This window comes from Agrobacterium sp. CGMCC 11546, from assembly GCF_013365515.1.
GTDB classification, from domain to species: domain Bacteria; phylum Pseudomonadota; class Alphaproteobacteria; order Rhizobiales; family Rhizobiaceae; genus Agrobacterium; species Agrobacterium fabrum.
Genome location: NZ_CP047387.1, coordinates 2,667,931 through 2,692,440, shown reverse-complemented (window position 1 = coordinate 2,692,440; position 24,510 = coordinate 2,667,931). Strand labels below are relative to the sequence as shown.

Sequence of the window (24,510 nt, the reverse complement as noted above, 5' to 3'; positions counted from 1 at the left end):
GCGAGTAACCGGCCATGACCAAAATTACAGATCTGCGTGTTTTCGACCTGCGTTTCCCGACCTCTCAAAGCCTCGACGGTTCGGATGCGATGAACCCCGACCCGGATTATTCGGCGGCTTACGTCATTCTGGATACGGACGAGCCGGGCCTGAAGGGCCATGGCCTGACCTTCACCATTGGCCGTGGCAATGACATTTGCTGCATGGCCATCGAAGCGATGCGCCATCTGGTCGTCGGCACCGATCTTGCTACTGTCACTGAAAACCCCGGCAAATATTGGCGGCATCTCACCAGCGATAGCCAGCTGCGCTGGATCGGCCCGGATAAGGGCGCGATGCATCTCGCTACCGGCGCAGTGGTCAACGCGGTGTGGGATTTGCTGGCCAAGAAGGCCGGCAAGCCGGTCTGGCAGCTTGTTGCCGATATGAGCCCGGAAGAGATCGCCGATATCGTTGATTATCGGTACCTCACCGACGTGCTGACCCGCGATGATGCGCTGGCGATCCTCAGAAGGGCCGAAGCGGGCAAGAAGGAACGCATCGAGACACTGAAGAACGAGGGTTATGCCTGCTATACGACGTCGGCCGGCTGGCTGGGTTACGACGACGCCAAGCTTCGCCGTCTCTGCCAGGAGGCAATCGATGCCGGTTTCAACCATGTGAAGATGAAGGTCGGCCGCGATCTGGAGGACGACATCCGTCGTCTCACCATTGCCCGTGAAGTGATTGGCCCTGATCGTTACCTGATGATCGACGCCAACCAGGTATGGGAAGTGGATCAGGCGATCGAGTGGGTGAATAAGCTCGCCTTTTCCAAGCCCTTCTTCATCGAAGAGCCGACCAGCCCGGATGATATCGCCGGCCATCGCAAGATTCGCGCCGCCATCGGCTCGGTGAAGGTGGCAACCGGGGAAATGTGCCAGAACCGCATCATGTTCAAGCAGTTCATCGCCGAAGGCGCGATTGATGTCGTGCAGATCGACAGCTGCCGCATGGGCGGCCTGAACGAGGTACTGGCGGTTCTGCTGATTGCTGCCAAATACAATCTGCCGGTCTGGCCGCATGCGGGTGGCGTCGGCCTTTGCGAATATGTGCAGCACCTGTCGATGATCGACTATCTCGTGGTGTCAGGCACCAAGGAAGGCCGCGTGATCGAATATGTCGACCATCTGCATGAGCACTTCATCGAGCCCTGCGATATCCGCAACGCGGCTTATATGCCGCCGAAGCTGCCGGGCTTCTCCATTGAAATGAAGCCGGAGTCGATCGAGCCCTACACTTTCGAGGAGTGATCGAAAGATCGCAGCGCCTCTTCGAGACGCTGCCACTCCGCTTCGCTGCCGGGAAGGCCGAAACGCATGTCATCAGGCCTTTCGTCAAAGATACGCACCAGAATGCCCTGACGGCCGAGATGCTCGAACAGTACCCCGGCGCGCTCGTCCCGCACCAGCGTGAAGAGGGACGTGCCGCCGGCGATTTTCAGTCCCGCCTTTTCCAACAGCTCGTTCATGCGCCTTGCTTCCTCCGCAAGCCGCAGACGCATGGATGATTGCCACTCCCTGTCCGTCAAAGCTTCGGTCGCGATATGCAGTGCCGGACCGGAAACGGCCCAGGGGCCAAGCCTTGCTTCCAGTTCGGCAGCGATCTCGGGATGCGCAATTGCGAAACCCAAACGCACGCCGGCCATGCCGTAAAATTTACCGAAGGATCGCAGGATCGCCAGCGCTTCGCCATTGGTTGCATCCGCAAGGCTTTCGGCGCTGCCCGTTTCGATGAAGGCTTCGTCCACGACGAGCAGACCGCCTTTGCGGCCCATCTCTCCCGCTAGCGCGAGTAAAGCTTCGCGGTCTGTAATGCGGCCATCGGGATTGTTGGGATTGACCACCACCGCATAGCCGGAAGCCGAGAGATCGCCGATGTTTTCCACTTCGGTGACGGTAAGCCCCGCCATGCGGGCGGTGCGGGCATGTTCCGCATAGGCAGGTGAAAGCACGGCACCGTTTTGGGCTCCACGATTGATGGCGATTTGCGCCAGCAGAGGCATCAACATCTGGGTGCCGGGAGAGAGCGTCACATGCTGCGCGGAAGGCGCGCCGAAATGGGCCGCCGCCAGCTGTTTCAGCTCCTCGGTGGCGCCGGGTTCCGGCAGGCGGGCGAATGCGCTGGCGGGAATGGGCGAATGTGGATAGGAGTGCGGGTTGATCCCGGTCGAAAGGTCGATCCACGGTTCAGGTACTTGCCCAAACATCAGGCGTGCCTTGCCGAGATTGCCGCCGTGAGGGATCTCTCCTTGAGCTTTTTCTGGTACTGTCTCGCCCATGTTCTTTGCTCTCGCTTTCCTGTCTCTCGTAATCGAACGACTGACCGGCTATCCAGACTGGCTGTTCAAACGCATCGGCCACCCCGTCACCTGGATCGGTTCGCTTATCGCGCTCATTGACAAAAAATGGAACCGGGAGCGCGCGTCATTTTCTCAGCGCAAAGCCGCAGGTGTTGCGGCGCTGGTTGTTTTTGTCGGGCTGACGGTGATCCTTGCATGGTTTGCGCAATCGGTTCTGCTCGTTCTGCCCTTCGGACTCTTGGCTGTGGCGATATTCGGCGCGTCGCTTCCGGCGCAGAAAAGTCTGGAACAGCATGTGGAGGCTGTCGCCACGGCTCTGGAGCGCGAGGGGGTGGAAGGCGGCCGCAAGGCGGTGTCGATGATCGTCGGGCGCGATCCGCAAAAGCTAGATGAGGCAGCGATCTGCCGGGCGGCGATCGAAAGTCTCGCCGAGAATTTTTCCGATGGCATCGTCGCTCCTGCCTTCTGGCTCGGATTTCTGGGCCTGCCTGGTGGTGCGGCTTACAAGGCGATCAATACGGCAGACAGCATGATCGGTCATCGTTCGCCCCGCCATGAGGCCTTCGGCTGGGCCTCGGCCCGGCTGGATGATCTCGTTAATCTACCGGCCTCAAGGCTGAGCGGCAGCCTGTTTGTGGTCGCCGCTTTTTTTGTCGAAGGCGCGTCGCCAAAAGCGGCCATTGCCGCGATCCGTCGCGATGCGCGCCACCATCGCTCTCCCAACGCCGGCTGGCCGGAGGCGGCGCTTGCCGGTGCTCTCGGTTTTGCCCTTGCCGGGCCGCGTTCTTATGGCGGACAGATGATCGAGGCGCGTTTCATGGGCGAAGGCGGGAGGTCCGCACTGGTTGCCGGTGATATTCGCAAGGCACTGCGGCTGACGCGGATCGCCGACCTGTTGCTGATCAGCCTGTTCGGACTTCTGGCGATCCTTATCGCGCTATAGCAAGCAGCCTGTCGAGATCGAGGTGTTGCTCCATATGCGCAGCCAGACGGTCGAGAATCGCATCAACCTGCGCATCATAGTTCAGGTCCGTGCCTTGCCCGCCGAGTCGCTCCAGCCATGCGCTGCGCTGGCGGTCATCCGCAAAAAGACCGTGAATATAGGTGCCGAAGACGCGGCCATCGGGTGAGATGGTACCATCGTTGTGCCCGTCGATCGTCGAAAACACCAGACTACCCGCTATTCCCGTGGTTTCACCGACATGCATTTCGTAGCCGGATAAACCAACGCCGTCGAAACTCGTGCCACGAACGGAAACGAGCCGTTTGTCGCTCGTCAAAACCGTGTCGACGTCCAGCAGGCCGAGCCCCTCGACAGTCGCCGGCGGTCCCTCGATGCCGTCAGGATCGGCAACGGTTTTTCCAAGCATCTGATAACCGCCGCAAAGGCCGAGAACGTAGCCGCCGCGTCTCACATGCGCCTTTATGTCAATGTCCAGGCCCGCATCTTTCAGCACGGCGAGATCGGCAATGGTCGATTTCGAGCCGCACAGCAAAACCAAACGGCAATCGGCGGGGATCGTCTCACCTGGGCGGACCCGGATCAGTTCCACATCCGGCTCCATGTCGAGGGGATCGAGATCGTCGAAATTGGAAATATGCGGCAGGATCGGCACGGCGATGCGGATTTTTGCGCCGGGCTTCCGTTGGGCTGGGCCGGAAAGCCCCAGAGCATCCTCCGCCGGCAGTTTCGCCGCATCGGAAAAATGCGGCAGCAGCCCTATGGAGGACCAACCGGTCTTTTCCGCAATCATCCGCATGCCATCGGAAAACAGCGCCGGATCGCCGCGAAATCGGTTGACGATGAAACCTTCGATCATCGCCGCGTCATCGTCGTCGAGCACCTCTCTGGTGCCGACGAGGCTGGCGATGACACCACCGCGGTCGATATCGCCGATCAGGATCACTGGCGCATCGGCCGCTCGGGCAAAACCCATATTGGCGATGTCATTGGCGCGGAGGTTTATTTCCGAGGCGCTGCCTGCCCCTTCCACCAGCACCAGATCGGCCAGTTGTTTCAAGTGCTCGAAACTATCAAGCACGCGCGGCATCAGCCCGGCCTTCATGTGCTGATAATCGGCCGCCTTGGCGTTGCCGACGATCTTGCCCTGCACTACCACCTGTGCGCCGGTTTCGCTCTGCGGCTTCAGGAGCACCGGGTTCATGTGTACGGAAAGCGGCACGCCCGCTGCCCGCGCCTGTAGCGCCTGCGCACGGCCGATCTCGCCACCATCCGCGGTAACTGCGGCATTGTTCGACATGTTCTGCGGCTTGAACGGCATGACGGCGAGGCCGCGCCGGGTGAATGCACGGGCAAGGCCGGCCACCATCAGCGATTTGCCGACATCGGAGCCGGTTCCCTGAAACATCAGCACTCGTGCTGCCATGTCAGAATTCTATCCCGGCTTGGGCCTTCACGCCCGCCTTGAAGTGATGTTTCACCAGCGTCATTTCCGTCACCATATCGGCGGCGTCGATCAGGGATTGCTTCGCGTTACGACCGGTCACGATGACATGCAGATCGGGCCTGCGACTGGAGAGCGTTTCGACAACTTCTTCCAGCGGCAGGTAATCATAGCGCAAAGCGATGTTCAGCTCGTCGAGGAGCAGAAGACCGATTGTTTGATCGGCCATCAGGGCCTTGGCCTCTTCCCAGGCCTTTGCCGCGGCCGCGACATCGCGTTTGAGGTCCTGCGTGTCCCAAGTGAAGCCCTCCCCCATGGTGCGCCAGACGACCTTGTCGCCGAAGAGTGTCAAGGCCTGCTGCTCTCCCGTCGACCATGCACCCTTGATGAATTGCACGACGCCAACTCGCCGCCCGGTGCCGAGCATGCGCAAGGCGAGGCCGAAAGCGGCCGTGGACTTGCCTTTGCCGGGGCCGGTATTGATCATCAGCAGCCCTTTTTCGATGGTCTTTTCCGCAACTTCGGCGTCCTGCACCGTCTTGCGGTTGACCATTTTCTGCCGGTGGCGTTCGGCTTCGCTGTCGCCGATGTCGCGGGTCATCGCTCGTTCCTTCTCATCCTGCGGCGCGAGACCTTGTGCCCCGGCCATTCGGAGCGGCGACTATACTCAATTTGCCGCACCCGGCAATGCGCCGGTCACGGGCACGCGGCATTGACCCTCACACCCGTTCAGCCTAAGGGTAAGCGACTGACGGTCTTTTCCCGGCAACGGGAAAAGCTAAGAGGGAACACGGTTCCGCCCTGAGAAAGGGCCATTCCGTGGCTGCCCCCGCAACTGTAAGCGGTAAGCCCGCACCGTAAAGCCACTGAACCTTTATGATCGGTTCGGGAAGGCGGTGACAGGGTGTTGATAGCCGCAAGCCAGGAGACCTGCCGTTTCAGGAAAAAGCGTCTGCCGGGCGGGGTGCTCCGGTCAGTCGGTCAGATCGAACAGCGGGTTTGCGCCTGTCGCACACCGTTTTCGATAGCCGCACCCCGATGAATTTTAACGTGGCGCGGGAACGGGACGGTTTGGATATTTCAGCGACATCTTCAGGTTCAAACGGGAACCCGCAGGACGAAACCGCGCCGGACGTTACCGTCTTCGTATGCCGCAGTTGTCGCGATGATGTCGATCCCAATGCCGAACCGCGCCCCGGTTCGCGTCTTGCCGATGCCGTCATTGAAAAGGCGCAGGAGAGCGGCATTGCCGTTCGCTCTGTTAATTGCCTTGCCAATTGCAAGCGTGGTCTCAGCGCCGTTCTGCGCAGCGCCGATGGCTGGTCTTATGTGTTTGGCGGGCTGACGCCCGGTGATGCGGAAGACCTGCTGACCGGCGCTCGGCTGCTTTCCGCCGCCCCCGATGGCCTGATGCCCTGGCGTGGCCGCCCCGAACCCCTAAAGCGCGGCATGCTGGCGCGCATTCCCCCATTCGATTTTACCGAGGAGAGATCATGAGCACCCTTCTGGACCGCGTTCCCTGCACCATCGTCACCGGCTTTCTGGGCGCCGGAAAAACCACGCTGCTGCGCGGCCTTCTCGAAAAGCTTGACGGCAAGCGGCTCGCCATCATCGTCAATGAATTCGGCGATATCGGCATTGATGGCGAAATTCTGAAAGGCTGCGGCATTGAAAGCTGCCCGGAGGAAAACATCGTCGAGCTGGCCAATGGCTGCATCTGCTGCACGGTGGCGGATGATTTCCAGCCCGCCATCGAACAAATCCTTAGCCGCCAGCCGAAGGTGGAGCATATTCTCATTGAGACCTCCGGCCTTGCCCTGCCGAAGCCCCTGGTGCAGGCCTTCCAGTGGCCGGCCATCAAAAGCCGCGTGACTGTCGATGCCGTGGTCGCCGTGGTGGATGGTGCGGCTCTGGCCGAAGGTCAGGTCGCCCACGACATGGAAGCGCTTGCTGCCCAGCGTGCCAACGACGAAGCGCTCGACCATGACGATCCGGTCGAAGAGGTCTTCGAAGATCAGGTCGCCTGCGCCGATCTTATCGTGCTCACCAAGGCCGATCTTCTCGACGATGCCGGCCTCGAGAAGGCCAAGGCCCATATCCTCGAACATCTGCCAAAGGCGGCGAAGATCGTTGTCGCTTCGAATGGTGCCATCGATCCGGCCGTGCTGATCGGTCTCGGCCTTGCGGTGGAAGAGGATATTGAAAACCGCCGCACCCATCATGATGGTGAACTCGACCACGAACATGATGATTTCGACAGCTTCGTCGTCGACCTGCCGGCCGTTACCGATCCGGAGGCGCTCGCAGCCCGTATCGCGCAGACGGCCGCTGCCGAGAATGTGCTGCGCATCAAGGGCTTCATCGAAGTCGCCACTAAGCCCATGCGTCTGCAGGTGCAGGCTGTCGGCAGCCGCGTCAACCACTACTACGACCGCCCCTGGGCGGCGGGTGAAGAGCGCCGCAGCCGTCTCGTCGTCATCGGCGAAAAGGGCATTAACCGCGAAAAGATCGAACAGATGCTGGCCGCCTGACATAAGCCATTTGCGCATTGTCCGGACGCAAAACCGCTGCGCACTTTTACTGGAAATGCTTTAGATGCATATTCTCGCCACCACATCCTCGTCTCTGGACGACTTGATCGAGCCGGTTGATCTCAACCAGCCTCGCTCGGATGTGGTGGCGCTGTCTTTTTCGGCAAGCGATCTTGCCGGGCTTGAGCGGGCTTGGCGGCAGGCGGGAGATCTCCCGTCCCTCTCCGCCGCGAACCTGTCCGAACTTCGACATCCGATGTCGGTCGATCTCTGGATCGAAAAAACGGCGGAACATGCCCGCGTTATTCTTATCCGGATTCTCGGTGGCGCGGAGCGCTGGCGCTATGGGGTCGATCAGCTGGCTATTCTGGCGCGCAGGCGGGGCATCAAGCTTCTGCTTTTGCCCGGGGAGTGCAGCGAAAGGGATGAAAAGCTCGAAGCGGCCTCTACCGTCGATAAGCCCATGCTGGCTTCCGTTCTCTCCTTCTTTCGCGAAGGTGGAAGAGAGAATATGGGCCGTCTGGCCGCTGGCTTGGCTGTTCTGGCGGATCGAGGAGAATGGCCGGATATAAAGGCCGAACCCCTGCCGAAAGCCGGCTTCTATCGGCCGGATCTGGGTGTCGCGGGGCAGGACGAGGCTTGTGCCGGGTTTCCTGCCGGTGCGTCTGTTCTGCCCATTCTCTTTTACCGCTCCATGCTTCTGGCGGAAGATGCTGCACCCGTCGATGCGCTGTTTCAGGCGCTCTCTGCGCGCGGGTTTGCACCCCTGCCGATTTTCGTCAGCGGGTTGAAGGACGGGGAAGCGATCCGTTTTCTTGAAACGGTGCTGCCCGCTCTCCAGCCCGCCGCCATCATCGCCGCTACGGCCTTTGCCAGCCATACGGATGATAGGGGCGAGACGTTGTTCGACCGTCTCGGCGTTCCGGTTTTCCAGGCGGTGATGGCGACCACCCGGCGCGTCGGCTGGGTGGAAAACGCGCGCGGCCTCAATCCGTCCGATCTTGCCATGCATGTCGTCTTGCCTGAATTGGACGGGCGGATTCTCACCGGGGCGATTTCGTTCAAACAAGCGCGGACGGATGGCGGTGTCAGTCTTGTGAATGTGCCGGAGGCGGATCGTATCGAGCAGGTGGCGAACCGCATCGCGGCCTTTCTGCGAATGAAATCTGCGCCACCGCGGGATCGCCGCATCGTCATTCTGATGCCGGATTATCCCGGTGCCGCGCCGGGGCGCACCGGTTATGCCGTTGGTCTCGATGTGCCGCAAAGCGTGCTGGAAATGCTGCGCGATCTCGCCGATGCCGGTTATGCGGTGGAGGAGATTCCTGAAACAGCGCGGGCGCTGCTCGATCGTATCGAGAGCCAGGAAGCGACCGTCGATCTTTCCACCTATCGGGATTTTTTTGCGGGTTTGACTGAGACCGCCTCCAGCTCGGTGAATGCGACGTGGGGAGCTGCGGAACAGGACGACGCTTTCGCCGACGGCACCTTCCGTTTTCGCGTTGCCCGCTTCGGCCAGGTCTTCGTAGCGCTCGCGCCGGATCGGGGGCGGAACGAGGATCGTCGGGTGGATTATCACGACCCTGCCATGCCGCCACGCCACGCGCTCGTTGCCTTCGGCGCATGGATGCAAAGTGTTGTGGCGGCGCATGCCATCGTGCATGTGGGCGCGCATGGCACGCTGGAATGGTTGCCGGGCAAGACGGTTGCGCTTTCCCGCGATTGTTTCCCGGAAATCGTCACCGGCCCGCTGCCGGTGGTCTATCCGTTCATCGTCTCCAACCCCGGTGAAGCGGCGGTGGCAAAACGGCGGATTGCTGCCGTCACCATCGGCCATGTTCCACCGGTGCTTGTCAATGCCGGGCTTTCGCCGCAACAGTTGGCGCTGGAACAGCTGGTCGATGAATATGCGCAGGCGGATGGCCTTGATCGCCGCCGCCGTGACCGGCTGGCGAAGCTGATCGTTGAAAAGGCGCTGGAAACCGGGCTGGCGGCCGAGGCGGGCGTTGGCGCGAAGGATGATGCCGATAAGGCCCTTTCACGCATCGATGCCTTTCTCTGCGACCTCAAGGATTTTGCCATCAAGGACGGCCAGCATGTTTTCGGCCGTTCCCCCGAAGGGGAGGCGGATCCTCTCCGGCTTCAGAGCGCGAAGGCTGAGAAAGCCGCGGTGCTTGCGGCGCTCGATGGCCGGCACATCGCCTCCGGTCCTTCCGGCGCGCCGGCGCGAGGGCGTCTCGATGTGCTGCCCACCGGCCGCAACCTTTATGCCGCCGATCCCCGCACCATGCCGACGCCGACAGCTTTCGAGCTCGGCCGCATGGCGGGCGAAGAAGTGCTTCGCCATCATCTGCAGTCCCATGGTGATTGGCCGAAACATCTGGTGTTCGATCTCTGGGGCAGCGCCAGCCTTCGCAACGGCGGCGAGGATGTGGCGCAGGCGCTGCATCTGATGGGGGCAAGGCCGATCCATGATCCTGCCACGGGCCGGGTCACCGGCATTGAGGTTCTGCCACCCGCGAGCCTCGGCCGCCCGCGGGTCGATGTGACTTTTCGAATTTCCGGCCTGTTCCGCGATATGTTTCCGGCGCTCATCGCGCTTCTCGATGCCGCTGCCAAGGCAGTTGCGCGGCGGGACGAAGCGCCGGGCGACAATCCGCTGGCGGAAGAGGCGGCAGCGCTTGGGCATATCCCTGCGCGCATCTTCGGTTCCGCACCCGGAACCTATGGTGCCGGTATCGAGGAAAAGCTTGCCAGTGGTGCGTGGGATGAACGCGAGGAGCTGGGGCAGGCCTATCTCGATGCGGCGAACCATGCATTTGGCGGCGCCGATGGCCTCGAGATCTTCGAGGATACCGGCTTTACGGAACTGGTGCGCCGGGCCGATCTTCTGGTTCATACCGGCGACGATCCCGGTCGCGATCTTCTCGACGGCTCTTCGGATGTCGCCTTTATCGGCGGTTTTTCCGCCGCGAAGGCAGCACTTGGCGGTATCGCGGATATCGTCGCACTGGATACGACCGATCCGGCACGCCCGCGTGCGAGATCTATGACACAGGCGCTGACGCGGGTGGTGCGCGCCCGCGCCGTCAATCCGCGTTTCATTGCCGGACAGATGCGGCACGGCCCACGCGGGGCGGCGGAATTTGCGGAAACGGTGGACCGGCTGGTCGGCTTTGCCGAAACCACCCATACGGTATCCTCCTTGCTGATCGAGGCGCTTTACGATGCCTATTTCGGCAATGAGGAAGTCCGCGATTTCATCCTGCGGGAAAATCCGAAGGCGGCCGAGGTGATGGCCGCGCGCTTTTTATCCGCCCGCCGCCGCGGCCTGTGGCACAGCCGCCGCAATGCGGTGGATGCGGAGCTGGAAATGCTGATCCTGCCTCGATCCGAAAGGATAGGTGCATGATGGCGGCCGCTGCCGATCCCATTCAGCCATTTGGCCGCCGTGGTTGGTGCCCGGCCTTGTCCGCCCCCATGCAAACCGGCGACGGTTTTTTGTCGCGGGTTGCTTTCGAGGCGGATATCTCGCCCCGTGCGATGGTGACGCTTTGCGGTCTCGCCGAGCGCTACGGCAACGGGTTGATCGACATTACGGCGCGCGGAAGCCTGCAATTTCGTGGCCTGACGCCGGAAAGCGCCTGTGCCCTCGAAAAAGATGTTCTGGCGCTTGATCTGCCACTACGCGAAGGGCTTGCGGTCGAGACTTCGCCGCTTGCCGGTCGGGATGATGCGGAAATAGCAGATGGCCGTTTTCTCGCCGAGGAGATCAGAAACGGCGCTGGCGCCCTGGCGCTGCATGACAAACTCGCGGCTAAAACCTCTGTTGTCATCGATGGCGGCGGACGCCTCGCAATGGGCGATTTGCTGGCCGATATTCGTTTGAAAGCAATCCGGCTGGAAGGTCGGACCTTCTGGCAACTGCTTGTTGGCGGGCCGGAAAGCAAAGCGTTGAAGGCGGGGCTGGTTGAGCCGGTTGCGGCGGCCGCTGTGGTTCTGTCACTTCTTGGTTTTCTGGCCCAAAAGGGACCGTTTGCCCGCGGCCGCGATCTGGATCAGCAAACGGTGACGGCGATTTGCGGTGAGCGTCTGCTGGGTTGGGGAAGCGGGGGCGAAGCCCGGACCCCTTCGTTGCCCTTGGGTTTGATGATGACGGGAGAGAGCCGCTTCGCCGTTGGTGTCGCGCCTGCTTTTGGACAGGTTCGAGGTGCCGACTTGGCGCATCTCTGCGAGCGGGCTGACACGTTCGGTATCGAGGCTCTGCGTCTATCGTTAAACCATAGCCTGCTATTTTTTGGATCGTTGTCGGCCTGTGAGGCTTTGCGTGAGGCAGCGGTGGCCTCCGGCTTCGTCACGATGGCCGGCGATGCGCGGTCCTCCATCGCCGTCTGTCCCGGCGCGCCGGGCTGTGCTTCGGCTTTCCTTCCCACGCACGACCTGGCGGGTTTTGCTGCCGAAGAATGTACCGCGTTGCTGGACGGTTCCTTCACGCTGCATGTTTCCGGCTGCGGCAAGGGCTGTGCACATCCCGCCCCTTCGCTCTTCACTCTCGCGGGTACTTCGGATGGCCTGGCATTCTCGATTTCCGGCCGCGCCGGTGACCCGCCAGAAGGGATTTTGCCCTTCGAGCAACAGAAGACCGCGCTTTCGCGGCTTGCCCGTCTTTACGAAAAAGAACATAAGCCCGGTGAAAACGCCGCCATCTTTTTTGCCCGCCTGGGCCGGGAGGAAATCGGTGCGGCGCTTCGACAGGATAACCAATGACCGACTATGATTATATTCGCGATGGCAACGCGATCTATGAGCGCTCTTTCGCCATTATTCGCGAAGAAGCGGATTTATCCGCCTTTACCGCAGAGCAGGCGGATATCGCCATTCGCATGATCCACGCCTGCGGGCAGGTGGAGGCGGCAGGCCATTTCCGCTTCTCGCCGGATTTCGTTTCGGCCGCGCGCGGCGCCTTGCTTGCCGGCAAACCCGTTCTGTGTGATGCGCAAATGGTTGCCCATGGCGTGACGCATGCAAGACTTCCGGCTGATAATGCTGTCATCTGCACGCTTCGCGATCCACGCACGCCGGAGCTTGCAAAAAACATCGGCAACACCCGCTCGGCTGCTGCGCTCGATCTCTGGGCGGATTATCTCGACGGTGCCTTGGTCGCTATAGGCAACGCGCCAACGGCTTTGTTTTATCTTCTGGAAATGCTGGAAAAAGGCGGCCCGCGTCCGGCTGCCATCATCGGTATGCCGGTTGGTTTTGTCGGTGCGGCGGAATCGAAAGATGCGCTGGAGGCAAGTGCGCTTGGCATTCCCTATGCTATCGTCAAGGGACGTTTGGGCGGCTCGGCCATGACGGCCGCCGCCATCAACGCGGTTGCGAGGGCGGGCCTGTGAGTGCTGCGCTTTTTGAACATGCCAAGGGTAAGCTTGTCGGCGTCGGCACTGGTCCGGGTGATCCTGAGCTGCTGACGCTGAAAGCCGTGCGCGCCATCGAAAATGCCGATGTTCTCGCCTTTTTCTGCAAGAAGGGCAGCGCCGGCAATGGCCGTGGCATTGTCGAAGCCTTTATTCGACCCGGCACGCTTGAAATGCCGCTGGTCTATCCCGTCACTGTCGAAAGCGACAAGAACGGCGAAGATTATCGCGGCGCGATTGCTGGATTCTTTGATCAGTCCGCGAAGGATATTGCCGTGCATCTCGATGCCGGGCGCAATGTGGCCGTGCTCTCTGAAGGCGATCCGCTGTTTTACGGCTCCTATATGCATCTCCATCTGCGGCTTGCGCCGTCCTATGAGGCGGAAGTCGTCGCCGGCATCACCGCCATGTCCGGTTGCTGGTCCATGGCCGGCCTGCCGCTCGTGCAGGGCGACGATATTCTGAGCGTGCTTCCCGGCACGCTGGCAGAAGAGGTGCTCGCGGAGCGACTTTCCGGCACGGATGGCGCCGTGATCATGAAGGTCGGCCGCAATCTGCCGAAAATCCGCCGCGCGCTGGAAGTGGCCGGCAAGCTCGAAGAGGCGCTGTATGTCGAGCGCGGCACCATGGCGAACAGCCACGCGGTGCGGCTCATCGAGCGTGATGCCTCGCCCGCGCCCTATTTTTCGCTGGTTCTGGTACCAGGCTGGAAAACCAGGCCAGCAGGGAGCGAAGGGTCATGACCGGCAAACTCGTTGTTATCGGCCTTGGTCCCGGCAACGGAAATCAGGTGACGCCTGAGGCGCTGGCCGCTGTCGAGTCATCGGAAGATTTTTTCGGTTACATCCCCTATCTCGACCGCCTTTCGCTTGGGCCTCACCAGCGGCGTCATGCTTCCGACAATCGTGAGGAAATCTCCCGCGCCGAACAGGCGCTCACGCTTGCGGCCGAAGGCGGCAACGTCTGCGTGGTGTCAGGCGGTGATCCCGGTGTTTTCGCCATGGCGGCGGCGATTTGCGAGGCGATTGAAAACGGCCCTCTCGAATGGCGTGACATCGACTTTTCCGTCGTGCCTGGTGTGACCGCCATGCTCGCCGTCGCTGCAAAGGCCGGTGCGCCACTCGGCCATGATTTCTGCGCCATTTCGCTTTCAGATAACCTCAAGCCCTGGGGCATTATCGAAAAACGGCTGATTGCAGCGGCCGAAGCCGGATTCGTGATGGCTTTCTACAATCCTGTTAGCAAGGCGCGGCCGCACCAGCTTTCTACCGCCTTCGACCTGTTGCGCAAACATTTGCCCGGCTCGGTACCGGTGATATTCGGCCGCGCCGCAGGCCGGGTTGATGAACGTATTCGGGTGGTGCCCCTGTCGGAGGCGTCGAGCGACATGGCCGACATGGCCACCTGCATCATCGTCGGCTCGGTGGAAACCCGCCTGATCGCGCGTTCCGGCAAGGAACCGATCGTTTATTCGCCACGGTTTTCGAAAAGGGAAAGCTGATGGCGTATGGCGGTGAGCGCAGTGGCGATATCCGGCACGGTCACATTATTCGCGGGCGTATCGTTCAATTGTTGCGGCCGTTCGATCATGATGACCGGCAGGCCGAGCCGTCTCGCTGCTTCGATCTTGCCGTAACTGGCGCTGCCGCCCGAGTTTTTCGATATCACCACCTCGATGCGGTTTTCCTCCAGCATGCGGATTTCATCTTCCGTTACGAAAGGACCACGCGCGGTGATATAGCGCGCATCCGGGGCCCTCAGCGGCGGTTCCACCGGGTCGACGCTGCGGATGAGATAACTGTGCTGAGGTGCTGCTTCGAAAGGAAGAAGCTCCTGACGGCCAAGCGCCAGAAACACACGTTTGCCCGTAGTGCCCAGCGCGGTGACGGCCTGTCCGACGGTGTGGACGCTCTGCCATGTGTCACCCGGCTGACGCGGCCAGACGGGACGCGAGAGCACGACCAGTGGTATATTGGCAAGCCTTGCCGCCTCGACGGCATTGGCGGAAATTCTGGCCGCATAGGGATGAGTGGCGTCCACGAGAATATCGAAACCCTCTGCGCGAATGAAATCCGCCAGTCCTGCCGCGCCACCAAACCCGCCGCTGCGCATCGGCACGGGCTGTTCCACCGGCGAGAGCGTGCGCCCGGCCATGGACAGCAGAATTCGGTAGCCGGAGTCTTCCGCCAGCCGGCCGGCCAGAATGCGGGCATCCGCCGTGCCGCCAAGGATGAGTATGGAGCGTGTCATGACATCTGAATATTCCGGAACGGCAAAGGCTTCCACTGAAAAGAACGAAAAGCCGTGGCTGTCCATTGTCGGTATAGGCGAGGACGGGCTTCAGGGGCTGGGTGAAAATGCGCGTCAGGCGATAGAGGCAGCCGAGGTGGTTTTCGGCGGCAAACGCCATCTGGAACTGGCGGCTGGGGCCATTCGCGGCGAAGCGCGGGCCTGGCCGGTGCCGTTTGATGTGGACATGAACGATGTTCTCGCATTGCGCGGCCGCCTGGTGTGTGTGCTGGCATCGGGCGATCCGTTCTTCTATGGTGCGGGGGTCACGCTTCTGCGGCGGATTCCGGCGGAGGAAACGGCTTGTTATCCCTCGCCTTCCGCCTTTTCGCTGGCCGCCTCGCGGCTTGGCTGGGCCCTGCAATCGGCCGAATGCGTTTCGCTGCATGGGCGCTCAATCGATCTGTTGCGGCCACATCTGCATCATGGCGCGCGGATCATCGCGCTGACGTCTGATGAGCGCGACCCAGCCTTGATTGCCCGGCTGCTGTCCGATGCCGGCTTCGGCCGTTCGGAATTCATCCTGCTTGAAGCATTGGGCGGAGACCGGGAAAAGCGACGGCAAATCCGGGCTGCTGATTTTGGCTTTGAAGATATTGATCCGCTCAATGTCGTCGCGATCGAGGTCGTGGCGGATGAGGGTGCGCGCCTCCTGCCTTTTGCTCACGGGCTTGATGACGGCCTGTTTGAACATGACGGGCAGATCACCAAGCGCGAAATCCGCGCGGTGACGCTTTCGTCACTCGCCCCCCGTCGGGGAGAACTGCTGTGGGATATTGGTGCGGGCTCCGGCTCGATCGGCATCGAATGGATGTTGTCGCATCCTTCGCTGCGCGCCATCGCCATCGAGCAGCATCCGGAAAGGGCTGAGCGGATTGCCCGCAATGCTGACGCTTTTGGTGTTCCGGGGCTTGAGGTCATGATCGGCACGGCTCCGGCGGCTTTTGAAGGCTTGTCTTCACCGGATGCGATCTTTATTGGCGGCGGCGGCAGTGAGACGGGTGTGCTGGAGGCCGCCATGGATGCTCTGAAACCGGGCGGGCGGCTGGTGGCCAATGCGGTGACGCTGGAAATGGAAGCGGTATTGCTTGCTGCCCATGCGAAATTCGGCGGGTCGATGATCCGGCTGGAAGTTTCGCGGGCTGCTGCTGTCGGTTCCATGTCCGGCTGGCGTCCGGCTATGCCGGTGACACAATGGAGCTGGGTCAAGCCATGGTGACCGTGGCTGGCATAGGCTGCCGCAAAGGTGCCGCCTCGGACGCGATCATTGCGGCTGTGCGGGCGGCGGAGCGTGCTTTTGGCGTGACGGTTGACTATCTGGCGACTGCGCCGCTAAAGGCCGACGAGGCCGGCCTTGCGGAGGCGGCGAAGGGTCTGTCTCTGTCGCTTGAAATCGTGGCGCAGGAACGGCTTGAAGCGGTTGCCGCCGAGACAATGACATTTTCACAGGCCAGCCTCGATCACTCAGGTTCGCCAAGCGTCAGCGAAGCGGCAGCACTTGCTGCTGCTGGTGCAGGCGCAAGGCTGGTCGCGCCACGCCTCGTGGTCGGTGACGTCACTGTGGCTATCGCAATGACGCACCACGCGCCGCATGGTAGCTGCAGCGCCATTGAATACGGAGAACAAGAATGACGGTTCATTTCATTGGCGCTGGTCCGGGCGCTGCCGATCTCATCACGGTGCGCGGGCGCGATCTTATCGCGGCCTGCCCGGTCTGCCTTTACGCCGGTTCGCTGGTTCCGAAGGCCTTGATCGATTATTGCCCACCGGGTGCACGCATTGTCGATACGGCAGCACTTTCGCTTGACGAGATCGAGGCGGAGTTCGTGGCGGCCGCCAAGGCTGGCAAGGATGTCGCGCGGTTGCATTCCGGCGATCTTTCGGTCTGGAGCGCCATGGGCGAGCAGATCCGCCGCCTGGAGCGCCTGGGTCTCGATTATACCGTCACCCCCGGTGTGCCCTCCTTCGCTGCCGCTGCTGCCACCCTGCAGCGGGAGCTGACGGTGCCGGAAGTGGCGCAGAGCCTGGTGCTGACCCGTATTTCCGGCCGCGCTTCAAAAATGCCTGAGGGTGAGACATTGAAGGGTTTCGGCGCGACAGGCGCGACACTCGCCATTCATCTCGCCATCCATGCCATCGGCAAGGTGGTGGAGGAACTGACACCGCTTTATGGCTCCGATTGCCCGGTCGCCATTGTCGTGCGTGCCTCCTGGCCGGATGAACGGATCATTCGTGGCACGCTTTTTGATATCGAGGGCAAGCTTGTGGCCGAGCCGGTGGAACGTACGGCGCTGATCTTCGTCGGGCGTGGTCTGGCCTCAACGGATTTCCGCGAAAGTGCGCTTTATAGCACCGATTATGTACGCCGGTTCCGGTCCGCGAAGGAGGATGCTGCGGGCTGATGCGACGGCGTGGAGGTGGTGCGCCCCTTGAGTGCACCCTGACGGTCAAACACCAGAATATCGAGCGCGATCGCCGGCGTTTTCAGTGCCGCGGCGGCGGTCACCCAGGCTTTTTCCGCCACGACCGCGCCGAGGTCTATTCCTACGCTTTCGGCAAGCTGAAAGGCGTGCGCGACCATGTTGGCCTGACGGATGGCAACGGCGAGATTGTCATCCCCTCCCGCCTCGGTGGCCAATGCCGCCAATGCTTCAAGGTCGGCAAGGCCCTTTTTGGAGTGTACGTCGAGCATGCCCTGGGCGAGCTTGGTCATCTTGGCAACGCCACCGGCGATCGTTACCCGCTCGACCGGGTGGCTGCGCAGATATTTCAGCATGCCGCCGATGAAATCGCCCATGTCGATCAGCGCGGTTTCCGGCAGGTCGTAAACGGCTTGGCCGGCCTTTTCGGATGTATTGCCGGTGGCGCCCAGAACATGGGTGCAGCCGGTCGCCCGCGCCACGTCGATGCCGCGCCAGATGGAGTGAATCCAGGCCGAGCAGGAAAAGGGAATGACAACGCCGGTGGTGCCGAGAATAGAAATGCCGCCGAGGATTCCAAGCCTGCCATTCAGGGTTTTTTCTGCCAGTTTCTCGCCGTCGCGGACGGAAATCTCGACCTCGAAATCGGCATTCTCGCCGGCCACTTCGCGAATGGCGGTCTCGATCATCCTGCGCGGAACGGGGTTTATCGCGGGTTCTCCCGGTGGCAGGGGCAGGCCCGGCCTCGTGATGATGCCGACGCCCTTGCCGGCCCTGAAAGTGATGCCGCTTCCCGGTTCGCCCCGTCTGACCGTGCTTTCGATCAGCGCGCCATGGGTGACGTCAGGATCGTCGCCGGCATCCTTGACAACGCCGGCGCGCGCGAAGTTCTCACCTTTTTCCTCGGTGGCGAGGGAAAATGCCGGCCTCGCGCCGCTTGGAAGTTCCACGTCTACAGGGTAAGGAAACTCGCCGGTCAGAAGGGCGGCGCAAGCCGCCTTCGTGGCGGCTGCCGCGCAGGTGCCCGTGGTCCAGCCGCGGCGAAGGGTCTTTCCATCCGTTTCCATATGCATTCCTATAGCCGGGACGGCTTTTTCCGTCATCGTTAAAAAGCAGCCAAGAACAATGTCGATACCGCAGATTTTGAACAGCATCGCCGCAAAAGGTCCGGTCTTTGAAGCCGGCCACGTTTGGCTCGCGGGCGCGGGGCCGGGCGATGTGCGGTATCTGACGCTCGAAGTGGCGCTCGCGCTGTCGCAGGCCGATATCATCGTGCGTGATGCGCTGGTGAGCGATGATGTCGTGGCGCTCGGTCCGCAGGCGGAAGTCGTCTTTGCCGGCAAGCGTGGCGGCAAGCCCTCCGCGACGCAGGATGACATTACCGCGTCGCTGATCGATTTTGCTCTGCAGGGCAAAAAGGTGCTGCGGCTGAAGGGCGGCGATCCCTTTATTTTCGGGCGTGGCGGCGAAGAGGCGGAGGCGCTTGTCCATGCCGGCATTCCGTTTCGCATATTGCCGGGCATGACCTCGTCGTTTACCGCGCTCGCTTCGGCACGCATTCCTGCCACCATGCGCGGCATGAGCCGCGCCGTGACGCTCGCTACCGGCCACGCGGCGGGCACCGAACAGGATCTCGACTGGCTGGCACTGGCGAAAACGCAGGAACCTATCGTCGTTTATATGGGGCTGAAGAATATCGGCACTATTGCCGGTCTTCTGATGCAGGGCGGACGTTCGGGAAAAACGCCGGTCGCCGTCATCATGTCGGCAACTACTGCGCAAGAACGGATTTTCATCGGTACATTGCAAAGCATAGCTGACGATGCAAAGCGGGAAAGCTTCGAAGCGCCGGCTTTGATTATTATCGGCGAGATTGTTTCGATGCGGGATCGTCTTGGAGTGTCGGGCTCATGACGGCGCGGGCAATCATCATCGGCGCGCCGCGCTCGGGCTCCGGCAAGACCAGTGTGACCATCGGCCTGCTCCGGGCCTTTGCGCGCCGCGGGGTGAAGGTGCGCGGCATCAAGACGGGGCCGGATTACATCGATCCCGGTTTTCATGCCTTCGCCACCGGCACATCCGGTCTCAATCTAGATAGCTGGGCCATGCAGCCGGACCTGCTGCGACATCTGTTTTCGCAGCAGACCGAGGATGCGGAACTCATTCTCATCGAAAGCGCCATGGGCCTGTTCGACGGTATTCCCATGGCGGAAAACCGCACCGGCTCGGCGGCGGATCTGGCGCGGTTGTTCGGCATTCCGGTGCTGCTGGTGCTGGATGTCTCCGGCCAGTCGCAGACGGCGGCTGCCATTGCGCATGGTTTCGCCCACTACGATCCCGATGTCACCATGGGAGCGGTGGTGTTGAACCGGGCCGGCAGCGAAAGGCACCGGACGCTGTGCACCGAAGCCATCGAAAAAATCGGTCTGCCGGTTGTCGGCTGCGTTCTGCGTGATCCTTCCCTCATCCTGCCGGAGCGACACCTGGGGCTGGTGCAGGCGAGCGAACATCCGGAAATTGACGCCCATATAGACCGGCTCGCGGATGTGATGGAAAAATCCATCGATCTTGATGCCTTGTTTTCGCTTGCCGCGCCGGTGGATATGCCCTGCGGTTCGGCGGAGGCGGCGATTGCGCCGCCCGGTCAGCGCATCGCGCTGGCGGAAGATGCGGCCTTCACCTTCCTTTATCCGCATCTCAGGAAGCATTGGCGTGCGGCCGGGGCAGAGATCGTGCCGTTTTCGCCGCTCGCCGATGAGGCGCCCGATGAGAGCTGCGATATTTGCTGGCTGCCGGGTGGCTATCCCGAGCTTTTTGCCGGAAAACTTGCCGCTGCTGTCGGCTTCAAGGCGGGTATTGCCCGTTTTGCAGAGACAAAGCCGGTGCATGGCGAGTGTGGCGGTTACATGGTGCTCGGTGAGGGGCTGGAGGATGCGGATGGCGTGACCCATGCCATGACTGGTCTCCTGTCGCACGCCACGAGCTTTGCGACGCGCAAGATGAATCTGGGCTATCGGCAGGCCACGATTGCGGCAGACAGCCCGCTCGGCATGGCGGGGGACGTTCTGCGCGGCCATGAGTTTCATTATGCCCGGGTCACCGATCCCGGCCGTGATGAGCCCTTCGCCCATATGGCTGACGGGCAGGGTCGCCCGCTCGGGCCATCCGGCGGCAGGAGAGGTTTTGTCTCGGGCACGTTCTTCCATGCAATCGCCAGAGGCGGTTGATCGTTTGCGGTTCCGGTCGGGGTGACCTGCGGCAAAGTGGAGCAAGCTGCGAAAGTTTCTAGGCTCCGATCACGGGAAAGTGCTATAGGTCTCTTCATGGGATATGAAAAAGCGGAGTGAGCTCCGGTTATCCATATCCGGTGAAGCGCGACGGGACCTTAAACCGCTTCAAATTTCCCGGTCCGAAGCTGTTATCGCGCATTTTATTTCGAGCGTGCCTGCCATGATGAAACCCGGATTTTTTCTCTCTGCCGCTCTCGCTGCAGCCATTCTGCTGGCTCCTTTGGGCACCGGGGTCGACGGCATTGCCGCCCATGGCGGTGAAGATTATGCGACGCTGGAAAAGCTTGGCGCGGTCCTCTTTGACGATCACAATCTTTCGATGAACCGCACCATGGCCTGTTCCACCTGCCATATGCAGGCGGCCGGGTTTTCCGATGCACGGGAGAGCGAAAAGGTCGGGCGGGATGTATCGCTTGGCGATGACGGGACTTCTCTTGGCGACCGCAACGCGCCAACCGCGGCTTACGCGAAGTTCACGCCGCCTTTCGGCAAGAACGCGGCGGGAGAGTATGTCGGCGGGCAATTCTGGGATGGCCGCGCCTCCCTGCTGGAAGATCAGGCGGGCGGGCCACCGCTCAATCCCGTCGAAATGGGCATGCCGGACAAGGCGGCTGTCGTTAAAAGGCTCAGGGAGAACCCCGATTACGTCGCGGCCTTTGGGACGCAGTTCGGCAAAGATGTGTTCCAGAGCGATGAAACGGCCTATGCCGCGATGACCAAGGCGCTGGCGAGCTTCGAGCGCTCGGACGAATTTTCCACCTTCGATTCCAAATATGACCGCTTCCTGCGCGGCGAGGAAAAGCTGACCGATCAGGAGGAGCTGGGCCGCGTTCTGATTTCGTCGACGCAGTTCACCAATTGCAATACCTGCCACGAAATCCGTGGTGCCAAGGGTCTGGAAGACGGCCTCTTTACCAACCACAAATATTTCAACATCGGTGTTCCCGCCAATACATCCGTCAGGGCTGTGAACGGCTCGAAGCCGGATGCTGTCGATCTCGGGCTGGCGCAGAACCCGGCCGTTGCCGGCGATCCAGCCCAGCGGGGCAAGTTCAAGGTGCCGACGTTGCGCAACGTCGCCGTGACCGGTCCTTACATGCACAATGGCGTGTTCAGGGACCTGCGCACAGTGGTGCTGTTCTATGTAAAATATAAGAGCAAGAAGCCCAGCCGTCAGATCAATCCGGAAACCGGCAAGACGTGGGATGCACCCGAGGTGCCCGAGAATATCGCCATGACGGAACTGACATCGGCACCGGCGCTGGACGACAAGCGGGTGGATGCCATCGTGGCATTTCTGAAGACGCTGACCGACCGTCGTTACGAGCATCTTCTGCCAAAGGAGGACGGGCAGACGGCGATGCCCCCTGCCCAGCCCGTTTCAAGCGTTACGCCGAAAGCGCCTTGAATTCGGCGAGAACCGCGTCACCCATGTCAGACGTGCCGACCTGACGGCAACCATCGGCCATGATGTCGGCGGTGCGGATGCCCTTGTCCAGCACGTTGGCGATCGCCGCCTCGAGCTTGGTGGCTTCATCCACCATGTTGAACGAGTAGCGCAGGCACATGGCGAAGGACGCGATCATGGCGATCGGGTTGGCGATGCCCTTGCCGGCGATGTCAGGAGCCGAACCGTGCACCGGCTCATACATGGCCTTGCGCTTGCCGGTCTTGGCATCAGGTGCGCCGAGCGAGGCCGAGGGCAACATGCCGAGCGAGCCTGTCAGCATGGCGGCCACGTCGGAGAGCATGTCGCCGAAGAGGTTGTCGGTGACGATCACGTCGAACTGCTTGGGCTTGCGCACCAGCTGCATGCCGCCGGCATCGGCTAGCATATGTTCTAGCTGCACGTCCTTGTATTTGGCCGCGTGGGTTTCGGTGACGACCTGGTTCCACAAAACGCCTGATTTCATGACGTTGCGCTTTTCCATCGAGCAGACGCGGTTGTCGCGGGTGCGGGCCAGTTCGAAAGCGACGCTGGCGATGCGCTCGATCTCGAAGGTGTCGTAGATCTGCGTGTCGATACCGCGCTTCTGGCCGTTGCCGAGATCGATGATCTGCTTCGGTTCACCGAAATAGACGCCGCCGGTCAGTTCGCGAACGATGAGGATATCGAGACCTTCGACCAGTTCCGGCTTCAGCGAGGAGGCGGCGGCGAGCGCCGGATAGCAGATCGCAGGGCGCAGGTTGGCGAAAAGTTCGAGGTCCTTGCGCAGGCGCAGCAGACCCGCTTCCGGGCGATGCTCATAGGGAACGCCGTCCCACTTCGGGCCGCCAACGGCACCGAACAGGATTGCATCGGCGGCAAGCGCCTTTTCCATGTCCGCATCGGAAATCGCGACGCCATGCGCGTCGTAAGCGGAACCGCCGACGAGGCCCTCAGAAACGGTGAAGCCGGCATTGTGCGCGCTGTTCATATATTCGATCAGCTTGCGGACCTCAGTCATGGCTTCAGGGCCGATACCATCACCGGGGAGCAGGAAAAGCGAACGGACTGTCATGAGAACCCTCCTTGGGCGGCGCGCCGGAAAACATCACGAAGGGTTTTCGATGGCGGCGAGCGCGGCGTCAAACTCGTTCCGTCCTGCGCATGCCAAGTCGTATCGCAGCCGGACGGGATCGAGGGCTTCTTATCTCCGCCTCAAAGGCTTTTCAAGCAAAGCAAAAGCCGATCCGGTACTGTTTGGTACGGGATCGGCTATTTTTTAAAGAGCGGAAATGTGATCAGGCCCAGGGACGGACCGAGGCGTTCGCCTTTTCGAACGTGTCGATAGCGCCCGCGTGTTCCAGTGTTAGGCCGATATCGTCGAGACCGTTCAGCATGCAGTGTCGCTTGAATTCGTCGATCTCGAAGGTGATCGTGCCACCATCCGGGCCGCTGATTTCCTGGCGCTCCAGATCGATGGAGAGAACGGCGTTCGAGCCGCGCGAGGCGTCGTCCAGCAGCTTTTCGAGGTTCTCTGGGCTGACGACAACCGGCAGGATGCCGTTCTTGAAACAGTTACTGTAGAAGATGTCGGCGAAGCTGGTGGAGATGACGCAGCGGATGCCGAAATCGAGCAGTGCCCATGGTGCGTGTTCGCGCGACGAGCCGCAGCCGAAATTGTCACCGGCAACAAGAATCTGGGCGTTCTGGTAGGCGGGCTTGTTCAGCACGAAATCGGGATTGGGCGAACCGTCTTCGAGATAACGGGATTCGGCGAAAAGACCCTTGCCGAGACCGGTGCGCTTGATGGTCTTCAGATAATCTTTCGGAATGATCATGTCGGTGTCGATATTGACGACCGGCATGGGCGCGGCGACGCCCGTCAGCTTGGTGAATTTTTCCATCTGTCGCTTCCCGTGTTTCCCTTGAACAAAATCTGGCACTGACAAAAGCCTGCCGGATGTTTTCTCAGGGGAAATACTGCAAAACCAGGCGCTTTAGAAGCGCAAATACTCATTCTTCGGTACGCCCGTCAGGCGTTATCGCATCCTGACTGGATTACACGATCTCAGAGATCGATAATTGTGCCCTTGCCGTCGTTCCAGACACGCATGTCGCGCTGGTTACGAGGCTTGACCGGAATGGGGGCCGGCTTCAGACGCGCGGAAAGAAGGCGGGCGGCACTCAGGACCGCAAGCACACCAATGAAAGCTACCGTCAGCGACGCGGTGAAAAGAGCGACCATCGCCAGAATGGCAATTCCAGATGCGGCGATGAAAAACGAACGTATGCCTTGCATGATCCAAACCTTTCTATCGAGACGAATGTGGGCCTTCTTCTACCGGCTTGCAAGATGATTCAGTGGATTGTCAGCTTGCAGATGTCACAAAA

The 24,510-nt window shown here is 61.2% G+C and carries 23 protein-coding genes and 1 riboswitch; of the genes, 15 read left to right on the top strand and 8 right to left on the bottom strand.

Going from position 1 to position 24,510, the window contains the following annotated elements; translation table 11 throughout:
* The first annotated feature begins 14 nt into the window (after nt 1–14).
* Complete coding sequence (locus tag GSF67_RS13240; protein ID WP_006311020.1) at nt 15–1,292, top strand: L-fuconate dehydratase; 1,278 nt, start codon at nt 15–17, stop codon at nt 1,290–1,292.
* On the opposite strand, the gene cobD is transcribed toward GSF67_RS13240, so the two are convergent.
* On the bottom strand, nt 1,274–2,320 hold the full coding sequence (gene cobD, locus GSF67_RS13235; protein ID WP_006311018.1) for a threonine-phosphate decarboxylase CobD: 1,047 nt from the start codon (nt 2,318–2,320) through the stop codon (nt 1,274–1,276). The two genes, GSF67_RS13240 and cobD, sit on opposite strands and share 19 nt — an antisense overlap.
* Here cobD and cbiB point away from each other — a divergent pair.
* Entirely contained in the window at nt 2,319–3,284 is a 966-nt protein-coding gene (cbiB, locus tag GSF67_RS13230) for an adenosylcobinamide-phosphate synthase CbiB (protein WP_006311019.1), read from the top strand. The two genes, cobD and cbiB, sit on opposite strands and share 2 nt — an antisense overlap.
* Here the strand turns inward: cbiB and GSF67_RS13225 are convergent.
* A complete protein-coding gene (locus GSF67_RS13225) occupies nt 3,271–4,728 on the bottom strand; it encodes a cobyric acid synthase (protein WP_121651332.1) in 1,458 nt (485 codons plus the stop codon). The genes cbiB and GSF67_RS13225 overlap by 14 nt on opposite strands.
* Nucleotide 4,729: 1 nt before the next feature.
* The gene (gene cobO / locus GSF67_RS13220; protein ID WP_006311016.1) at nt 4,730–5,347 is read right to left on the bottom strand and encodes a cob(I)yrinic acid a,c-diamide adenosyltransferase; all 618 of its coding nucleotides are present in this window, start codon (nt 5,345–5,347) and stop codon (nt 4,730–4,732) included.
* Between the two features lie 134 nt (nt 5,348–5,481).
* A riboswitch (cobalamin riboswitch) is annotated at nt 5,482–5,699 on the top strand.
* A 118-nt stretch (nt 5,700–5,817) separates the two neighbouring features.
* Here cobO and GSF67_RS13215 point away from each other — a divergent pair.
* The 7 genes from GSF67_RS13215 (at nt 5,818) to GSF67_RS13185 (ending at nt 14,195) form a co-directional block, all read left to right on the top strand.
* Nucleotides 5,818–6,243 carry a DUF1636 family protein gene (locus GSF67_RS13215; protein WP_035214737.1) on the top strand — a complete coding sequence of 142 codons (426 nt, stop codon included), beginning with the start codon at nt 5,818–5,820 and terminating at the stop codon, nt 6,241–6,243.
* Nucleotides 6,240–7,277 carry a cobalamin biosynthesis protein CobW gene (cobW, locus tag GSF67_RS13210; protein WP_006311014.1) on the top strand — a complete coding sequence of 346 codons (1,038 nt, stop codon included), beginning with the start codon at nt 6,240–6,242 and terminating at the stop codon, nt 7,275–7,277. Before GSF67_RS13215 ends, cobW begins: the two co-directional genes overlap by 4 nt.
* A 64-nt stretch (nt 7,278–7,341) precedes the next feature.
* Entirely contained in the window at nt 7,342–10,689 is a 3,348-nt protein-coding gene (gene cobN / locus GSF67_RS13205) for a cobaltochelatase subunit CobN (protein WP_006311013.1), read from the top strand.
* Nucleotides 10,689–12,044 carry a precorrin-3B synthase gene (gene cobG, locus GSF67_RS13200; protein WP_035214736.1) on the top strand — a complete coding sequence of 452 codons (1,356 nt, stop codon included), beginning with the start codon at nt 10,689–10,691 and terminating at the stop codon, nt 12,042–12,044. The genes cobN and cobG overlap by 1 nt, the downstream gene beginning before the upstream one ends.
* Nucleotides 12,041–12,673, top strand: a complete 633-nt coding sequence (locus GSF67_RS13195) for a precorrin-8X methylmutase (RefSeq protein ID WP_006311011.1) — start codon at nt 12,041–12,043, stop codon at nt 12,671–12,673. Before cobG ends, GSF67_RS13195 begins: the two co-directional genes overlap by 4 nt.
* Nucleotides 12,670–13,437 (top strand): precorrin-2 C(20)-methyltransferase, encoded by a 768-nt coding sequence (locus GSF67_RS13190; RefSeq protein ID WP_006311009.1) that lies wholly within the window; start codon nt 12,670–12,672, stop codon nt 13,435–13,437. Before GSF67_RS13195 ends, GSF67_RS13190 begins: the two co-directional genes overlap by 4 nt.
* Entirely contained in the window at nt 13,434–14,195 is a 762-nt protein-coding gene (locus GSF67_RS13185; RefSeq protein ID WP_006311008.1) for a precorrin-3B C(17)-methyltransferase, read from the top strand. The genes GSF67_RS13190 and GSF67_RS13185 overlap by 4 nt, the downstream gene beginning before the upstream one ends.
* Here GSF67_RS13185 and GSF67_RS13180 read toward each other — a convergent pair.
* Nucleotides 14,162–14,944, bottom strand: a complete 783-nt coding sequence (locus tag GSF67_RS13180) for a cobalt-precorrin-6A reductase (RefSeq protein ID WP_006311006.1) — start codon at nt 14,942–14,944, stop codon at nt 14,162–14,164. The two genes, GSF67_RS13185 and GSF67_RS13180, sit on opposite strands and share 34 nt — an antisense overlap.
* On the opposite strand from GSF67_RS13180, the gene GSF67_RS13175 reads away from it, so the two are divergent.
* Genes GSF67_RS13175 through cobM form a run of 3 tightly spaced genes read left to right on the top strand, consistent with a single transcriptional unit; the run spans nt 14,943 to nt 17,385 of the window.
* Nucleotides 14,943–16,202 (top strand): bifunctional cobalt-precorrin-7 (C(5))-methyltransferase/cobalt-precorrin-6B (C(15))-methyltransferase, encoded by a 1,260-nt coding sequence (locus GSF67_RS13175; RefSeq protein ID WP_006311007.1) that lies wholly within the window; start codon nt 14,943–14,945, stop codon nt 16,200–16,202. The two genes, GSF67_RS13180 and GSF67_RS13175, sit on opposite strands and share 2 nt — an antisense overlap.
* The gene (locus GSF67_RS13170) at nt 16,196–16,615 is read left to right on the top strand and encodes a cobalamin biosynthesis protein (RefSeq protein ID WP_006311005.1); all 420 of its coding nucleotides are present in this window, start codon (nt 16,196–16,198) and stop codon (nt 16,613–16,615) included. Before GSF67_RS13175 ends, GSF67_RS13170 begins: the two co-directional genes overlap by 7 nt.
* Nucleotides 16,612–17,385, top strand: coding sequence for a precorrin-4 C(11)-methyltransferase (cobM, locus tag GSF67_RS13165; RefSeq protein ID WP_006311004.1), 774 nt, complete (start codon nt 16,612–16,614; stop codon nt 17,383–17,385). The genes GSF67_RS13170 and cobM overlap by 4 nt, the downstream gene beginning before the upstream one ends.
* On the opposite strand, the gene GSF67_RS13160 is transcribed toward cobM, so the two are convergent.
* Entirely contained in the window at nt 17,340–18,470 is a 1,131-nt protein-coding gene (locus GSF67_RS13160; protein ID WP_035214735.1) for a cobalt-precorrin-5B (C(1))-methyltransferase, read from the bottom strand. The two genes, cobM and GSF67_RS13160, sit on opposite strands and share 46 nt — an antisense overlap.
* A 58-nt stretch (nt 18,471–18,528) precedes the next feature.
* Here GSF67_RS13160 and cobA point away from each other — a divergent pair, with 58 nt between their 5' ends.
* From cobA to GSF67_RS13145, 3 genes are all read left to right on the top strand, one after another.
* Nucleotides 18,529–19,317, top strand: coding sequence for a uroporphyrinogen-III C-methyltransferase (cobA, locus tag GSF67_RS13155; protein WP_006311002.1), 789 nt, complete (start codon nt 18,529–18,531; stop codon nt 19,315–19,317).
* On the top strand, nt 19,314–20,630 hold the full coding sequence (locus GSF67_RS13150) for a cobyrinate a,c-diamide synthase (RefSeq protein ID WP_006311001.1): 1,317 nt from the start codon (nt 19,314–19,316) through the stop codon (nt 20,628–20,630). The genes cobA and GSF67_RS13150 overlap by 4 nt, the downstream gene beginning before the upstream one ends.
* 223 nt (nt 20,631–20,853) lie before the next feature.
* Nucleotides 20,854–22,101 carry a cytochrome-c peroxidase gene (locus tag GSF67_RS13145; protein ID WP_006311000.1) on the top strand — a complete coding sequence of 416 codons (1,248 nt, stop codon included), beginning with the start codon at nt 20,854–20,856 and terminating at the stop codon, nt 22,099–22,101.
* Here GSF67_RS13145 and leuB read toward each other — a convergent pair.
* The 3 genes from leuB to GSF67_RS13130 form a co-directional block, all read right to left on the bottom strand.
* Nucleotides 22,082–23,194 (bottom strand): 3-isopropylmalate dehydrogenase, encoded by a 1,113-nt coding sequence (leuB, locus tag GSF67_RS13140; RefSeq protein ID WP_006310999.1) that lies wholly within the window; start codon nt 23,192–23,194, stop codon nt 22,082–22,084. The genes GSF67_RS13145 and leuB overlap by 20 nt on opposite strands.
* Nucleotides 23,195–23,417: 223 nt before the next feature.
* Nucleotides 23,418–24,023 carry a 3-isopropylmalate dehydratase small subunit gene (gene leuD, locus GSF67_RS13135; RefSeq protein ID WP_006310996.1) on the bottom strand — a complete coding sequence of 202 codons (606 nt, stop codon included), beginning with the start codon at nt 24,021–24,023 and terminating at the stop codon, nt 23,418–23,420.
* Between the two features lie 164 nt (nt 24,024–24,187).
* On the bottom strand, nt 24,188–24,418 hold the full coding sequence (locus GSF67_RS13130; protein WP_006310995.1) for a hypothetical protein: 231 nt from the start codon (nt 24,416–24,418) through the stop codon (nt 24,188–24,190).
* Nucleotides 24,419–24,510 lie beyond the last annotated feature (92 nt).

What these genes read in the sequence shown, in the direction of transcription:
- GSF67_RS13240 (WP_006311020.1), top strand. Translation starts at nt 15, where the DNA reads ATGACCAAAATTACAGATCTGCGTGTTTTCGACCTGCGTTTCCCGACC.
- cbiB (WP_006311019.1), top strand. Translation starts at nt 2,319, where the DNA reads ATGTTCTTTGCTCTCGCTTTCCTGTCTCTCGTAATCGAACGACTGACC.
- cobD (WP_006311018.1), bottom strand. Translation starts at nt 2,320, where the DNA reads ATGGGCGAGACAGTACCAGAAAAAGCTCAAGGAGAGATCCCTCACGGC.
- GSF67_RS13225 (WP_121651332.1), bottom strand. Translation starts at nt 4,728, where the DNA reads ATGGCAGCACGAGTGCTGATGTTTCAGGGAACCGGCTCCGATGTCGGC.
- cobO (WP_006311016.1), bottom strand. Translation starts at nt 5,347, where the DNA reads ATGACCCGCGACATCGGCGACAGCGAAGCCGAACGCCACCGGCAGAAA.
- cobW (WP_006311014.1), top strand. Translation starts at nt 6,240, where the DNA reads ATGAGCACCCTTCTGGACCGCGTTCCCTGCACCATCGTCACCGGCTTT.
- cobN (WP_006311013.1), top strand. Translation starts at nt 7,342, where the DNA reads ATGCATATTCTCGCCACCACATCCTCGTCTCTGGACGACTTGATCGAG.
- cobG (WP_035214736.1), top strand. Translation starts at nt 10,689, where the DNA reads ATGGCGGCCGCTGCCGATCCCATTCAGCCATTTGGCCGCCGTGGTTGG.
- GSF67_RS13195 (WP_006311011.1), top strand. Translation starts at nt 12,041, where the DNA reads ATGACCGACTATGATTATATTCGCGATGGCAACGCGATCTATGAGCGC.
- GSF67_RS13185 (WP_006311008.1), top strand. Translation starts at nt 13,434, where the DNA reads ATGACCGGCAAACTCGTTGTTATCGGCCTTGGTCCCGGCAACGGAAAT.
- GSF67_RS13175 (WP_006311007.1), top strand. Translation starts at nt 14,943, where the DNA reads ATGACATCTGAATATTCCGGAACGGCAAAGGCTTCCACTGAAAAGAAC.
- GSF67_RS13180 (WP_006311006.1), bottom strand. Translation starts at nt 14,944, where the DNA reads ATGACACGCTCCATACTCATCCTTGGCGGCACGGCGGATGCCCGCATT.
- GSF67_RS13170 (WP_006311005.1), top strand. Translation starts at nt 16,196, where the DNA reads ATGGTGACCGTGGCTGGCATAGGCTGCCGCAAAGGTGCCGCCTCGGAC.
- cobM (WP_006311004.1), top strand. Translation starts at nt 16,612, where the DNA reads ATGACGGTTCATTTCATTGGCGCTGGTCCGGGCGCTGCCGATCTCATC.
- GSF67_RS13160 (WP_035214735.1), bottom strand. Translation starts at nt 18,470, where the DNA reads ATGGAAACGGATGGAAAGACCCTTCGCCGCGGCTGGACCACGGGCACC.
- cobA (WP_006311002.1), top strand. Translation starts at nt 18,529, where the DNA reads ATGTCGATACCGCAGATTTTGAACAGCATCGCCGCAAAAGGTCCGGTC.
- GSF67_RS13150 (WP_006311001.1), top strand. Translation starts at nt 19,314, where the DNA reads ATGACGGCGCGGGCAATCATCATCGGCGCGCCGCGCTCGGGCTCCGGC.
- GSF67_RS13145 (WP_006311000.1), top strand. Translation starts at nt 20,854, where the DNA reads ATGATGAAACCCGGATTTTTTCTCTCTGCCGCTCTCGCTGCAGCCATT.
- leuB (WP_006310999.1), bottom strand. Translation starts at nt 23,194, where the DNA reads ATGACAGTCCGTTCGCTTTTCCTGCTCCCCGGTGATGGTATCGGCCCT.
- leuD (WP_006310996.1), bottom strand. Translation starts at nt 24,023, where the DNA reads ATGGAAAAATTCACCAAGCTGACGGGCGTCGCCGCGCCCATGCCGGTC.
- GSF67_RS13130 (WP_006310995.1), bottom strand. Translation starts at nt 24,418, where the DNA reads ATGCAAGGCATACGTTCGTTTTTCATCGCCGCATCTGGAATTGCCATT.